This window comes from Novosphingobium sp. SL115 (assembly GCF_026672515.1).
Classification (GTDB): domain Bacteria; phylum Pseudomonadota; class Alphaproteobacteria; order Sphingomonadales; family Sphingomonadaceae; genus Novosphingobium.
Window position 1 is genome coordinate 2,694,444 of record NZ_JAPPRG010000002.1, and the last position, 12,484, is coordinate 2,706,927.

Sequence of the window (12,484 nt, forward strand, 5' to 3'; positions counted from 1 at the left end):
GTGGCAATCGAGACACAGTTGCTGTCATCATCCCCGGAAAACACTGCCAACCCCGGCCCACCCCCGGCATTGAACACCCGCTGACAGGGCCCAAAACTCCCCTATGGCCAGCAGGCTTGCGCCATTTGCGGCCTCCACGCTTGCCGCAACGCAATATGTCCTGTAAGCGCGCGCCGATATTCGGGGCGGGCCGTGCTTGTGCCGAACCCCCACCGATTCCCTGTTAAGGAAAGCCCCAGTTCCCATGTCGCTGCCCCTGCGCAACATCGCGATCATCGCCCACGTCGACCACGGCAAGACCACGCTGGTTGACCAGCTCTTCCGTCAATCCGGCACCTTCCGTGACAACCAGCGTGTCGAAGAACGCGCGATGGATTCCAACGACCTCGAAAAAGAACGCGGGATCACCATTCTCGCCAAGCCGACGTCGATCGAATGGAACGGCATCCGCATCAACATCGTCGACACCCCCGGCCACGCCGACTTCGGCGGCGAAGTTGAACGCATCCTCAGCATGGTCGACGGTGTTATCCTTCTGGTCGACAGCTCGGAAGGCGCAATGCCGCAGACCAAGTTCGTCACTGGCAAGGCGCTGGCTCTGGGCCTGAAGCCGATCGTGGTGGTCAACAAGGTCGACCGTCCTGATGAACGTATTCAGGAAGTGCTCGACGAAGTGTTCGACCTTTTCGTCACGCTTGATGCCAACGACGAACAGCTTGAATTCCCCGTGCTTTATGCATCGGGCCGCAACGGCTATGCCAGCACCGACCCCGATCGCCGCGAAGGCACGCTGGAACCGATGTTCCAGTTGATCGTCGATCACGTTCCTGCGCCGAACCTCGATGCCGACGCACCGTTCTCGTTCCTTGCAACGCTGCTTGACCGTGACAACTTCCTGGGCCGCGTGCTGACCGGCCGTGTCCAGTCGGGCACGATCCGCGTCAACGATCCGATCCGCGCGCTCGACATGGATGGCAAGGTCATCGAAGTCGGCCGCGCCAGCAAGATCATGACCTTCCGCGGCCTTGATCGCGTACCGGTGGATGAAGCCCGCGCGGGCGACATCATTTCGCTGGCCGGCCTTGCCGTCGCCACCGTGTCGAACACCATCGCCGCGCCCGAAGTGATGGTGCCGATCAAGGCCCAGCCGATCGATCCGCCGACTCTTTCGATGCGCTTTGCGGTGAACGATTCGCCCATGGCCGGCCGCGAAGGTTCGAAGGTGACCAGCCGCATGATCCGTGACCGTCTTGAACGCGAAGCGGAATCGAACGTCGCCATCAAGATCACCGAATCTGCCGACAAGGATAGCTTCGAAGTGGCAGGGCGCGGTGAACTGCAGCTTGGCGTGCTGATTGAAACGATGCGCCGCGAAGGCTTTGAACTTGGCATCAGCCGCCCGCGCGTGCTGTTCAGCGAAGACGAAAGCGGCAACCGCACCGAGCCTTACGAAACCGTGATGATCGACGTGGACGATGAATTTTCGGGCACCGTCGTTGAAAAGATGGCCACCCGTAAGGGCGAAATGACCGACATGCGTCCGTCAGGCGGCGGCAAAACCCGCATCACCTTCTCGGCTCCGTCGCGCGGCCTCATCGGCTATCACGGTGAATTCCTGTCGGATACGCGCGGCACCGGTATCATGAACCGGCTGTTCGAAAAGTATGGTCCGCACAAGGGCAAGATCGAAGGCCGCAAGAACGGCGTGCTGATCTCGAACGGCACGGGCGAAGCAGTGGCTTATGCCCTTGGTCCGCTTGAAGAACGCGGGATCCTGTTCGTCGGCGTCGGCGCAGCGCTGTATGAAGGCATGATTATCGGCGAAAATGCCAAGCCTGAAGATCTTGAAGTCAACCCGATGAAGTCGAAGCAGCTGACGAACTTCCGTTCGACCGGCAAGGACGACGCCATCCGCCTGACCCCGCCCAAGATCATGACGCTGGAACAGGCCATCGCCTATATCGACGACGATGAAATGGTCGAAGTGACGCCCAAGACCATCCGTCTGCGCAAGGCGATCCTCGACCCGAACGAGCGCAAGAAAGCGTCTCGCAAAAAGGACGCGGCATAAGACACAAAGAAGGGCGGCCCACACAGGCCGCCCTTTTCATTTTCCGGCACGATACGGTCGTTGCCTTCAGGAATTTACGCCAGTCACTCGCCATTCATGCGCAACCCGGCTATGGCGCGGGCGATGAGCGATCCTCACCTTCCCGAAGGCCTTCCTACTGAGGTAAAGGGCCTGCGCGTCGCCCTGTTCAGCGGCAACTACAACTACGTGCGCGATGGCGCCAACCAGGCTTTGAACCGGCTGGTAGGATACCTTCTGCGGCAGGGTGCCGATGTGCGGGTCTATGCCCCGAAGGTCGCCAATCCGGCTTTCCCAGCCACCGGAACGCTTGTCGGCATTCCCGCCGTCGCAATTCCGGGACGCGAGGAATATCGTTTCCCGCTCGCATTGTCGCCCCGTGTCCGGCGCGATCTGGCAACGTTCAACCCTCACGTCGTCCACGTTTCCTCGCCGGATATTGTTGCCCATCGCGCGGTTTCCTGGGCGCGGCATCGTAAACTGCCCGTGCTGGCTTCGGTTCACACGCGCTTTGAAACCTATCTGCGTTATTACAACATGGCATGGCTGGAACCAGCCTTGGAAGCCATGCTGCGCCGCTTCTATCGGCGTTGTGACGGGCTTGTGGCTCCATCGGAATCGATGGCACAAGTGCTGCGCGCCCAGCGCATGAATTACGATATCGATATCTGGTCACGCGGCGTTGACCGCGACATTTTCCATCCCGGCGCACGCAGCGCCGAATGGCGTCAGTCTCTTGGCATTGCTGACGATGAAGTGGTCATCGGCTTTCTTGGCCGTCTGGTCATGGAAAAGGGGCTGGACGTCTTTTCCGATTCCATCGACCAGCTTGTCCGGCGCGGAATCAAGCATCGCGTGCTGGTGGTGGGCGAAGGCCCGGCGCGCGAATGGTTTGCTGCGCGTCTCCCGGATGCCGTGTTTGCAGGCTTTCAGGGAGGACCCGATCTTGGCCGCGCGGTGGCCAGCATGGACGTGCTGTTCAACCCATCAATCACCGAAACCTTCGGCAATGTCACGCTGGAAGCGATGGCCTGTGGCGTACCCGTGGTCGCCGCCGCCGCCACCGGCAGCCAGAGCCTGGTGGACGACAACGTATCGGGGCGCCTCATCACGCCGGGCGCAGTGCGCCAGTTCGCCGAAAGCCTGCGGTGTTATGTCGAGGATGCGCCCCTGCGCGCGCGCCATGGCGCGGCGGGCGAGGAGCGCAGCCTGGAATTTTCGTGGGACCGCATCAATCAGGCCGTGGCCGACACGTATCTGAGGCTGGTTCGCCAGAAGGCCGCAGGGCGTAAACGCTGAACCTTTCCGGTCAGCGCAGAACGCCTTGCACAGCCATCTTGCGCGCGTACCACAGGAAAAACGCCATCGACGCCCAGATCACCGCAGTCATCCCGTACATCGCCGGGGTTGCCATGGCAGGCGGCATTGGCGGGCCGAAGAACTGATAGAGCTGCGTAACCAGCAGCCCCAGAAGGGCAAGTGCAAACACCGTCACCGCGTGGCGCGACCGCAGCAGCAGCAGGACCGAACCTGCCAGCGAACCCCACACGCCCAATGCCCAGAACGCATTGAACCACACAGGCATTGCCTGCATATAAGCCACTTCGGTCGGCCCCATGTTCATCGAGGCCAGATAGCCGACCGGATCAAGCTTGGTCATGGTGTAATCCACACAGCCAAAACTGTTCCACAATAGGCTGATGACGCCCACCGCCCACAGATGGGCCGGAGCGGGTTTGCGTATGGGACCGAATTCGGATTGCAGATTGTCCATTGCACGTCTCCCCTTGCGCCGCGGGGAGAGGATACCATGGGCCAGCCCTTCGTCAAAGCGGCGCAAAAGGGCTGACTCGTGGAACATCAAAGCCGTTCGATCCTGCGTGCGGCTTCGTCCAGGATATCGGCAATGGCATGGGCTGCTTCCGTGCTGAACCCTTCGGTCATCACACGGTTTTTCACCACAGTATACAGGTTGCCCATCGCGCGGCGCACCGGCGGACTTTCGCTGCGTTCGCGCTGATCGCCCAATGCTTTCAGCCGGGCGGTGATTGCGTCGATCTCTTCCGTCTTGCCCCCCAGTTCGGCCCGGCCCGCTTCGGTCGCAGCAAAAGCCTTGCGCGGCCCTTCCCCCACTTCTTCGGCAATCAGGCCTTCATCCACCAGCAGGTTCAGCGTGGGATAGACCACACCTGGACTGGGCGCATATTCGCCCCCGGCCAGTTCACCCACCGCACGGATCAGGTCGTACCCGTGCCGGGGTTGCTGTGCGACAAGATGCAGCAGCAACAGTCGAAGTTCGCCACCTGCAAACATCCGCCCACCGCGACGCCCACGGCCACCGCCGCCGCCAAATCCACCACCACGCCCGCCAAATGGGCCATCTTCACCGAACGGCCCACCCTTTCCGAACGGCCCGCCAAAGCGCCCGCCCATCATCGCCAGCATCGCGGCCTTGCCGCCATGGCGGCCGTGACCACCGTGACGTCCCCGGCCGCCTCTTTCTTCGCAACGGCCATGACGGCCGCCATGATTGTTGAAACCATCTTCGAATCGCATCTGCGTCATCCTTTTCATGATGGGTCTAAGATATATCTTAAAAACATCTTCGCAAGAGGCAGGTGCAATTTTTTTCGCGCACCCTTATTTCGGCCTGACATGGCCGACCTTTTCGCCCCTCCCCCGCAAGATGCCTCCCCCCCTTCGGCCACTGCCGAAGCCCCACTGGCTGATCGGTTGCGTCCGCGTGATCTCACTGAAATCATCGGGCAAGACCACCTGACCGGTCCCGAAGGCGCGATTGGCCGGATGGTAGCGGCAGGCAAATTGACCTCGATGATCCTGTGGGGACCGCCCGGCACCGGCAAGACCAGCATTGCCCGCCTTCTGGCCGAAGCAGTGGGTATGCGCTACGTCGCGCTCAGCGCAGTCTTTTCAGGCGTGGCCGATCTCAAGAAAGCCTTCGCAGAAGCCGAAGCCATGGCGCTGACCGGGCGGCGCACGCTATTGTTCGTGGACGAAATCCACCGCTTCAACCGCGCCCAGCAGGATGGCTTCCTGCCGTTTGTAGAAAACGGCACCGTCACACTGGTCGGCGCGACAACAGAAAACCCCAGCTTCGCCCTGAACGCCGCTCTGCTGTCGCGCGCGCAAGTGCTGATCCTGCATAGGCTGGACGCCGCGGCGCTGGGCACCTTGCTTGACCGGGCCGAAGATATCACCGGCCTGCGCCTTCCCCTCACCCCGCCCGCGCGCGAAGCTCTGGTGGCGTCTGCCGATGGCGACGGGCGTTTCCTGCTCAATCAGGCGGAGATGCTGTTCGACGTGTCTCTGCCCGCCCCACTTGATCCCGAAGGCCTTGGCAAGTTCCTGATGCGGCGCGTGGCGGTCTACGACAAGGACCGCGAAGGCCACTACAACCTGATTTCCGCCCTGCACAAATCGGTGCGCGGATCCGATCCGCAAGCGGCATTGTATTATCTGGCGCGGATGCTCGTGGCGGGGGAAGAACCGCTTTACCTGCTGCGGCGACTGGTGCGCATGGCGGTGGAAGACATCGGCATGGCCGACCCGCAAGCCCTGCACCAATGCCTTGCCGCCAAGGACGCCTATGAATTTCTCGGCAGCCCGGAAGGCGAACTGGCGGTTGTACAGGCCTGCCTTTATCTTGCCACCGCACCCAAATCGAACGCGGCCTATATGGCGCAAAAGGCAGCATTCAAATCCGCGCGCGAAACCGGGTCGCTGATGCCGCCCGCCAATATTCTGAACGCGCCGACCAAGCTGATGAAGGACATCGGTTATGGCGCGGGCTATCAATATGATCCCGATGTGGAAGATGGCTTTTCCGGTGCGAATTACTGGCCCGAAGGCATGGTCCCGCAAACCTATTACAAACCCGTGGAGCGGGGGTTTGAACGCGAAGTGCTAAAGCGGCTGGAGTGGTGGGATCGCAAGCGCCGGGAACGCGGATGAATCCCCGAAGATTCGGGCACTTCGTCGCCATCGACTGGTCCGGCGCTGCGGGAGAACGGCACAAGGGCATCGCCCTTGCCATGGCGAACAAGGGGGATGCGGCGCCGCAATTGGTCCGGCCCGGCCACTGCTGGTCCCGCACCGAAGTGCGCGACTGGCTTTTGAACGAACTGCCCGATGATGCACTGGTGGGTATGGACCTTGGAATTTCGCTGCCATTCGAAGACCTTGGCGCGTTTTTTCCATGTCACGAAAACAGCCTGACCAATGCGCATACCCTTTGGGCACTGGTAGACCGGATCTGCGCCGATGAGCCGCATCTGGGCGTATCAACGCTGGTCGACCACCCTGATTTCGCGCCCTATTTCCGCCGCCATGGTGGCCGCGAGGGAGCGCATTTCGGCGGTGGCATGGGTCGCTTTCGCGTGACCGAGGCCGCGCAGCGGCGGCTGGGGTGCAAGCCCTATTCCAACTTCAACCTTGTCGGCGCGGCGCAAGTGGGTAAGTCCAGCCTTTCAGGCATGCGGCTACTACACCAGTTGGACCAGCGCATTCCGGTCTGGCCGGTCGATCCCCTGCCAGCGACTGGTCCCGTGATCTGCGAAATCTATACCACCATCGCTGCGATGGCCGCAGGGCGCAGTGCCAGCAGGTCAAAGATGCGCCACGCCACCGAACTCGACGCCGCGCTTACAGCCTTGAAATCAGCGCCATCGGGCCTTGGCGGTGCGCTGGACGATCATAGCTGTGACGCAATCCTCACCGCTGCATGGCTCCGTCACGCCGCCCACGACCCGCAACTGTGGACCCCGCGCGAACTTTCTACCAAAATTGCCGCAACCGAGGGCTGGACCTTCGGGGCGCTATGAGGCTAGAGGGCGATTCTGACAGCGGGCCGGCTTAGCACAGTGGTAGTGCAGCGGTTTTGTAAACCGAAGGTCGGGGGTTCAAATCCCTCAGCCGGCACCAGCGTCAAACTCTCCGCAGGTCGATAGTTCTGCTACCCTCGCTTTGCAGTGGGTGCGCTGTGGCCAATCATGCCTCCACACCACCGGAGGCTCGCACATGACCGCTCGTTCCGCACGTCTTTGTCTGACACTTGCCATGTTGCCGGTCCCCGCACTGGCGCAGGAAACAGCATTTCACGCAGGTTCCGCGTTTGCCGATGGTCCCGATTACCCGGAAATGGTGGTCGTGCCGCCGGGCGATTTCATCATGGGGTCCAGTCAGGAAGAACGTGATGCGCTGGGCGTGGTCCCGTTGTTTGACACCATGGAATCGCCCCGGCACATGGTCACGATCGGATATCGCTTTGCTATCAGCCGCTATGAAGTGACGTTCGATCAATGGGATGCTTGTGTTGCCGATGGTGGCTGCGGGGGCTACCGGCCCGCCGATGAAGGTTGGGGACGTGGGCGGCGTCCGGTCATCCATGTCCACTATGGCGATGCCGTCAGCTATGTCGAATGGCTCAGCCGCAAGACCGGGCAACGCTATCGCCTGCCGAGCGAAGCCGAGTGGGAATATGGCGCGCGTGCAGGCACTTCCACATGGTTCCTCTATGGCGACAAGGCCGATTCCGCCAAAGCCAATTTCGGAAACACCATCGGCCGAACCCTGCCGGTTGGCAGCTATGCGCCCAATGCCTTTGGCCTGCATGACATGACCGGCAACGTCGCGGAATGGACGGCCGACTGCCACCATAATGGCTTTGCTGGTGCGCCAGTCGACGGTTCCGCGTGGGACGCCGCCCTTCCGTGCAAGGAACGCAACGTGCGGGGCAGCGGGTGGAGCCTGAGCGACTGGACCACCCGTGCGGCGCAGCGGATCAACGATCCTGTCAAACAGCGCAACAGCCATCTGGGTTTGCGCGTGGTGCGCGAGCTTCCTCAGCCTCAGCCGCGTCCGCGATAGGACGCAACGCCTTGATCTGGAAGCCAAAGTCCAGCGGGCGGTGGACCGCTTTGCCAGAACACGTCGATGGGAATGCCGCCGCGGGGATACCAGTAACCGCCGATCCTTAGCCATTGCGGGGCCATTTCGGCGAACAGGCGCTGGCCGATGCCGACGGTGACGTCTTCGTGGAAGCCGGCGTGGTTGCGAAACGATCCGAGGAACAGCTTCAAGGCCTTTGATTCCACGATGGTTTCACCCGGCGCATAATCGATCACCAGATGCGCGAAATCAGGCTGGCCGGTGACCGGGCACAGCGAAGTAAATTCGGGTGCAGCAAAGCGGATCATATAGAGCGTGCCGGGGCGCGGATTGGGCACATAATCCAGCACCGCCTGCTCTGGCGAGGCCGGAAGTGCGCTGGTTTGGCCCAAGTGGAGCGGCGATTCTGCCATGTGACCTGCCATGTGACCTGAACGTCCTCTAAACATACATGAACGGCCGCAAACGGCCGCGAATGCCATTTGCCATGCACCTGTCGCAACCCAAGGGCAAGTCGCCGGATCGTGCCCATTGGTTCATTGACGATTAAAGCAGATGCTCGCTTTCGGACAGGCATGATAAGGATCGTGGGGCCATTTGCAGCACTGTTGGTTTTGGCAAGCGCGTCGGCGCAGGCGCAGGATGTTGGCAGTTACCAACTGCCGCCCGCCCCCACATCGACGCCCACTGCCCAAGGCCCCGTGACCGAAGGCGCGCCACCGCCGCGTGTTGCCACGACAACAGCCGCGCCTGAATCGACACCGCCCCCGGTCAGCCTGCCGCCTGTATCGGCACCAACCCCTGCCGCCAGTCCGCGCGCTGCGCCCGCTCCTGCTGCGCAAAGCAGGAGTGCGCAATCGCGGCCCTCGCCCGTGTCTACGCCGGTTGCCCGCGAAACCCCTGCCGAAATCCCTGCCATTGCGCCGGTCCCGATTGCTTCGGACATGCCGGTAACGCCGCCGCCTGCTGTGACGGCGCAAACACCCACGCTGACGCCCGCAGAGCCGGGGGTGACGCGGTGGTTGTGGATTGCGGTGGCGCTGGCTGCTGTTGCAAGCGCGGGCGCTGCGCTGGTGTGGTGGCGGCGCAGGACGGTTGTTGCGGCGGAGCCGGTGTTTGAAAGACCTGTCGTTCGCGCCAAGGCCGAACCGATAGCAGAGACAGTGCCCGCGCCCACTACTGCCCTGACGCTCGACCTTGAAGCCGGGCGGATGAGCGCGACTCTGGTCAATGCCACGCTGGCCTATCGGCTGATGCTGGAAGCTGGCTCGGCAGTGAATGATGTGGTGGTGCGTGGCGACATGACCGCCGCCCATGCATCGCGCCCGACAGAGGAACAGCTTGGCCTGGCAGATGCGCCAGTTCTGCACCGTATCGCGCGAATCGAAGGCGGAGAGCAGCTTGAACTGACCGGCGAGATTCGCCTGCCGTTGAGCGCGATCACCCCCATTCGCCACGGCAGCGCCGCGCTGTTCGTGCCACTGGTGCGGATCGAGGCAACGGGCGAAATCGATGGGAAATCCGTGATCTTGCGCAGCGCTTTTGTCATCGGGCTTGAAGAAGCGCCGTCGCAGGCGCGGCTGCAACCGTTCCGGCTGGACCTTGGCCCGCGCATCTATTCCGATGTGGGACGCCGCGCGCTGACCGTGCCTGCCTTTGCATGAAATGAGACGCTCCAGCCCCGTTTTACACCTCGACGCTGCGTTGCAGCGAGGCTAGGCTTCGGCAAAAGCGAACCTGCGCAAAGACAGGTCGCAATCGCAGGCAGGAGAATCGGAAACCATGGATTCACTGGTGTCCACCCAGTGGCTCGCCAACGAAATGGGCGCGAGCGATCTTCGTATTGTTGATGCCAGTGCGTTCCTGCCCGAACATGGGCGGGTGCCCGCGCTGGAATATGAGGCATGCCACATTCCCGGCGCGGTGTTCATGGATCTGGCCGATCTGGTGGACACGGCATCGGCGGTGCCCAACACCCTGCCGCCAGCGGAAAAATTCGCCAGCCGGATGCAGGCGCTTGGCCTAGGCGATGGCAGCCGCATCGTGATCTATGACGACAGCCCGATCAAATCGGCCACCCGCGCCTGGTTCATGCTGACCATGTTCGGCGCGCAGAACGTGGCACTGCTGGATGGCGGCATCGCCAAATGGAAGGCAGAAGGGCGCAAATGCGCGCAAGGCGTCGAAAGCCTGCGCACCCGCCATTTCACCGCATGGTCCGACACCAGCCATGTGCGCACCAAGGCCGACGTTCTGGCCAATATCGCCAGCAAGGCCGAACAGGTGGTGGACGCGCGTGGTGCGGGCCGTTTTACCGGCGAAGTGCCCGAAACCAACCCGGCGCTGGCCAGCGGCCACATTCCCGGCGCGCGCAACGTGCCCTATTCCAGCCTGTTCAACCCCGATGGCACGTGGAAAGCACCAGACGCCATCCGCGCCACGTTCGAAGCGGCTGGCGTGGACCTTGACCGGCCCGTCGTATCCTCCTGCGGATCAGGCATGACCGCCAACGTGGTGATCTTTGCCCTCCACCTGATCGGCAAGGAAGACGTGGCGCTTTACGATGGATCGTGGAGCGAATGGGGGCTGGACCCGGCTTTGCCAAAAGCGACAGGGGTTAGTTGAGCTGCGCGGGTTGTTTGTCGCTGAATTCTCGCCTTCGCGGGAATGACGAAGTGAGGGTGGCAATGTGGTCTGCCGTTCTGAAGATGCCGCCAGAACCAAACCATTCGTCATTCCCGCGAAGGCGGGAATCCAGTAGCCACCCAACCTATGCAGCGCGAGTTTTCGCCGACGACCTACCTTCTGGCCTCAGGGCGGAATGGCACGCTTTACGTGGGCGTTACGTCCAATCTGCTCGCGCGCATCCATCAGCACCGTGAAGGCACCTTCGAAGGTTTTACCGACCGGCATGGCGTCAAACGGCTGATGTGGTTTGAGCAGCACGCGACGATGGAGCACGCCATTATCCGTGAGAAACGGATTAAGAAATGGGAGCGGGCGTGGAAGCTGCGGCTGATTGAAGAGGGGAATCCTGATTGGCGGGATTTGGCGGAGGAGTTTGGTTTTCCGGCTTTGGGGTGATGTTGCGCTTGCTGATCTGGCGCGAGTTTTTGCTGGCTGGATTCCCGCCTGCGCGGGAATGACCGGCATTAGGTAGCAAGCGCAGAAGGCTTCAAGCCCTGCCTACCAGTGCCGTCTCCAATGGAGAGACGGAATGACAAGCAATTCAGTTATAGAAGATGCTCTGACTCCACTTTCGCGGGAAGGTGGGGCAGGTAACGCCGTATGGGCAAGATCAAGAAAACCGACAGCGCAGCCAAGACAGTCGAGGCGTGGTGGGCGCTTACATTTGCTGATGGCAGCCTTGGGCAATCCATCCTTAAATGGGCACCACTCATGTTGAGCGGCGGCTTAATGGGCGGGGTCGTAGCATGGATTTCCAGCTACGGGGTCGCAGGATGGGCAGCAACCATCACTATCGGGGTGCTAGCAACCATTTGGGGGATGGTAGGCATAGCCCACTTGCGATCGCGGCAAAGGATAGTGGACGCTCCTGCACTAGATTCTGCTGAGATCGACGCAATCGTGAGGCAGCGATTGAATGATTTTCTCGCATCGACGCTTCGTGCTGAGTTCGCGACCCATGCTCAGATGCACGCGCATGATGAGAAATTAATCGAACTGGCTAAACAGGCGGCGGATGCCCGGACAGTAGCGAATGGGGCGATCGAGGCATTGGATGCCGCAAGGCGGCAATGGGATGCGTGGACCCATCATCATGTGCAGCACAATGACCACCGCTTCAGATCGGTTGATGGCGGGTTCAGAGCCATACGCGACCGAGAGAGGCTGTTGAAGTTATCGACTGAACTGACCGCCAACGCCAAATGGCTTTTGAGAAGCACCGAAGGCGAAGCGGTCGATGATTGGGGACTCTGGAATCATCGGCATTTCGAGTGGCGTAGGGCGATGACGGAATACAGCCAGGTCGCCACCCGTTACCTTCCTGACATCGCTCAAGCAATAAACGAGGTTCCGACGCACACCCTGAAAGGGGAATGGCCGGAAGACCGCAGCCTTTTTCCAAGCGATGACGCGATGATTGAGCACAGGACCACAGCAGTGATTATGCGAAACTTTGGAGAGAACCACCCCAAGGTTATTGCCTGCGTTGAGAGTTTCGCGTTTCAGGCTCCGTCGATGAAATTGATTCCCGACGACTAGATGCGAACGTCAGAAACCCCAATCACATCAAGACATTGAAGCAGGAATGCAGCGGTAAACCCGCCCCGGCTGATCTTGTTGTTCAAGTTGCGCTCATTCTCCTGAACGCCGACCGTGCCCAGCTTTTCGGCAAGCTGGGCATAGGTCACACCCTTCCGCTTCAACTCGGCTTTGAGCAGGTTTTTGGCGCGAGTTTCGAACTCTACGGTCGCGGGATCGGCTTTAGCCACGCTGTGCTCCATACATCATCATTTTCGATGA

The 12,484-nt window shown here is 61.2% G+C and carries 14 protein-coding genes and 1 tRNA gene; 10 read left to right on the plus strand and 5 right to left on the minus strand.

Annotated elements, in window-relative coordinates:
* Positions 1–250: 250 nt before the first annotated feature.
* Positions 251–2,071: a translational GTPase TypA gene (gene typA / locus OVA07_RS14490; protein ID WP_268172724.1), complete on the plus strand. Its 1,821-nt coding sequence runs from the start codon at positions 251–253 to the stop codon at positions 2,069–2,071.
* Positions 2,072–2,194: 123 nt separating this feature from the next.
* Positions 2,195–3,388: a glycosyltransferase family 4 protein gene (locus OVA07_RS14495; protein WP_268172185.1), complete on the plus strand. Its 1,194-nt coding sequence runs from the start codon at positions 2,195–2,197 to the stop codon at positions 3,386–3,388.
* Between the two features lie 10 nt (positions 3,389–3,398).
* Here the strand turns inward: OVA07_RS14495 and OVA07_RS14500 are convergent, their stop codons facing one another.
* Together OVA07_RS14500 and OVA07_RS14505 are read right to left on the minus strand one after the other, a co-directional pair.
* Positions 3,399–3,863, minus strand: coding sequence for a hypothetical protein (locus OVA07_RS14500; RefSeq protein ID WP_268172187.1), 465 nt, complete (start codon positions 3,861–3,863; stop codon positions 3,399–3,401).
* 86 nt (positions 3,864–3,949) lie between these two features.
* Entirely contained in the window at positions 3,950–4,645 is a 696-nt protein-coding gene (locus OVA07_RS14505; RefSeq protein WP_268172188.1) for a PadR family transcriptional regulator, read from the minus strand.
* Between the two features lie 99 nt (positions 4,646–4,744).
* On the opposite strand from OVA07_RS14505, the gene OVA07_RS14510 reads away from it, so the two are divergent.
* The 4 genes from OVA07_RS14510 (at position 4,745) to OVA07_RS14525 (ending at position 7,975) form a co-directional block, all read left to right on the plus strand.
* The gene (locus tag OVA07_RS14510) at positions 4,745–6,061 is read left to right on the plus strand and encodes a replication-associated recombination protein A (RefSeq protein WP_268172189.1); all 1,317 of its coding nucleotides are present in this window, start codon (positions 4,745–4,747) and stop codon (positions 6,059–6,061) included.
* Entirely contained in the window at positions 6,058–6,930 is an 873-nt protein-coding gene (locus OVA07_RS14515; protein ID WP_268172190.1) for a hypothetical protein, read from the plus strand. Before OVA07_RS14510 ends, OVA07_RS14515 begins: the two co-directional genes overlap by 4 nt.
* A 25-nt stretch (positions 6,931–6,955) precedes the next feature.
* Positions 6,956–7,030, plus strand: a tRNA-Thr gene (locus OVA07_RS14520).
* Between the two features lie 96 nt (positions 7,031–7,126).
* Positions 7,127–7,975 carry a formylglycine-generating enzyme family protein gene (locus OVA07_RS14525; protein ID WP_268172191.1) on the plus strand — a complete coding sequence of 283 codons (849 nt, stop codon included), beginning with the start codon at positions 7,127–7,129 and terminating at the stop codon, positions 7,973–7,975.
* Here OVA07_RS14525 and queF read toward each other — a convergent pair.
* Both queF and OVA07_RS14535 read right to left on the minus strand, forming a co-directional pair.
* Positions 7,957–8,409 (minus strand): preQ(1) synthase, encoded by a 453-nt coding sequence (gene queF, locus OVA07_RS14530; RefSeq protein WP_268172192.1) that lies wholly within the window; start codon positions 8,407–8,409, stop codon positions 7,957–7,959. The genes OVA07_RS14525 and queF overlap by 19 nt on opposite strands.
* Positions 8,410–8,648: 239 nt before the next feature.
* On the minus strand, positions 8,649–8,942 hold the full coding sequence (locus tag OVA07_RS14535) for a hypothetical protein (protein WP_268172193.1): 294 nt from the start codon (positions 8,940–8,942) through the stop codon (positions 8,649–8,651).
* Here OVA07_RS14535 and OVA07_RS14540 point away from each other — a divergent pair.
* The 4 genes from OVA07_RS14540 (at position 8,941) to OVA07_RS14555 (ending at position 12,223) form a co-directional block, all read left to right on the plus strand.
* A complete protein-coding gene (locus OVA07_RS14540) occupies positions 8,941–9,660 on the plus strand; it encodes a hypothetical protein (protein WP_268172194.1) in 720 nt (239 codons plus the stop codon). The genes OVA07_RS14535 and OVA07_RS14540 overlap by 2 nt on opposite strands.
* Positions 9,661–9,778: 118 nt before the next feature.
* On the plus strand, positions 9,779–10,621 hold the full coding sequence (gene sseA, locus OVA07_RS14545; protein WP_268172195.1) for a 3-mercaptopyruvate sulfurtransferase: 843 nt from the start codon (positions 9,779–9,781) through the stop codon (positions 10,619–10,621).
* 147 nt (positions 10,622–10,768) lie between these two features.
* On the plus strand, positions 10,769–11,080 hold the full coding sequence (locus OVA07_RS14550) for a GIY-YIG nuclease family protein (protein WP_268172196.1): 312 nt from the start codon (positions 10,769–10,771) through the stop codon (positions 11,078–11,080).
* Positions 11,081–11,284: 204 nt separating this feature from the next.
* The gene (locus OVA07_RS14555) at positions 11,285–12,223 is read left to right on the plus strand and encodes a hypothetical protein (RefSeq protein ID WP_268172197.1); all 939 of its coding nucleotides are present in this window, start codon (positions 11,285–11,287) and stop codon (positions 12,221–12,223) included.
* Here OVA07_RS14555 and OVA07_RS14560 read toward each other — a convergent pair.
* Positions 12,220–12,453, minus strand: coding sequence for a DUF6471 domain-containing protein (locus OVA07_RS14560; RefSeq protein ID WP_268172198.1), 234 nt, complete (start codon positions 12,451–12,453; stop codon positions 12,220–12,222). The genes OVA07_RS14555 and OVA07_RS14560 overlap by 4 nt on opposite strands.
* Between the last annotated feature and the right edge of the window lie 31 nt (positions 12,454–12,484).

Excerpts from the sequence above, each read along its gene's own strand:
- OVA07_RS14500 (WP_268172187.1), bottom strand. The coding sequence starts at position 3,863 with ATGGACAATCTGCAATCCGAATTCGGTCCCATACGCAAACCCGCTCCG.
- queF (WP_268172192.1), bottom strand. The coding sequence starts at position 8,409 with ATGGCAGAATCGCCGCTCCACTTGGGCCAAACCAGCGCACTTCCGGCC.
- OVA07_RS14540 (WP_268172194.1), top strand. The coding sequence starts at position 8,941 with ATGCCGGTAACGCCGCCGCCTGCTGTGACGGCGCAAACACCCACGCTG.
- OVA07_RS14555 (WP_268172197.1), top strand. The coding sequence starts at position 11,285 with ATGGGCAAGATCAAGAAAACCGACAGCGCAGCCAAGACAGTCGAGGCG.
- OVA07_RS14535 (WP_268172193.1), bottom strand. The coding sequence starts at position 8,942 with ATGTCCGAAGCAATCGGGACCGGCGCAATGGCAGGGATTTCGGCAGGG.
- OVA07_RS14525 (WP_268172191.1), top strand. The coding sequence starts at position 7,127 with ATGACCGCTCGTTCCGCACGTCTTTGTCTGACACTTGCCATGTTGCCG.
- OVA07_RS14495 (WP_268172185.1), top strand. The coding sequence starts at position 2,195 with ATGAGCGATCCTCACCTTCCCGAAGGCCTTCCTACTGAGGTAAAGGGC.
- OVA07_RS14550 (WP_268172196.1), top strand. The coding sequence starts at position 10,769 with ATGCAGCGCGAGTTTTCGCCGACGACCTACCTTCTGGCCTCAGGGCGG.
- sseA (WP_268172195.1), top strand. The coding sequence starts at position 9,779 with ATGGATTCACTGGTGTCCACCCAGTGGCTCGCCAACGAAATGGGCGCG.
- OVA07_RS14510 (WP_268172189.1), top strand. The coding sequence starts at position 4,745 with ATGGCCGACCTTTTCGCCCCTCCCCCGCAAGATGCCTCCCCCCCTTCG.
- OVA07_RS14505 (WP_268172188.1), bottom strand. The coding sequence starts at position 4,645 with ATGCGATTCGAAGATGGTTTCAACAATCATGGCGGCCGTCATGGCCGT.
- OVA07_RS14515 (WP_268172190.1), top strand. The coding sequence starts at position 6,058 with ATGAATCCCCGAAGATTCGGGCACTTCGTCGCCATCGACTGGTCCGGC.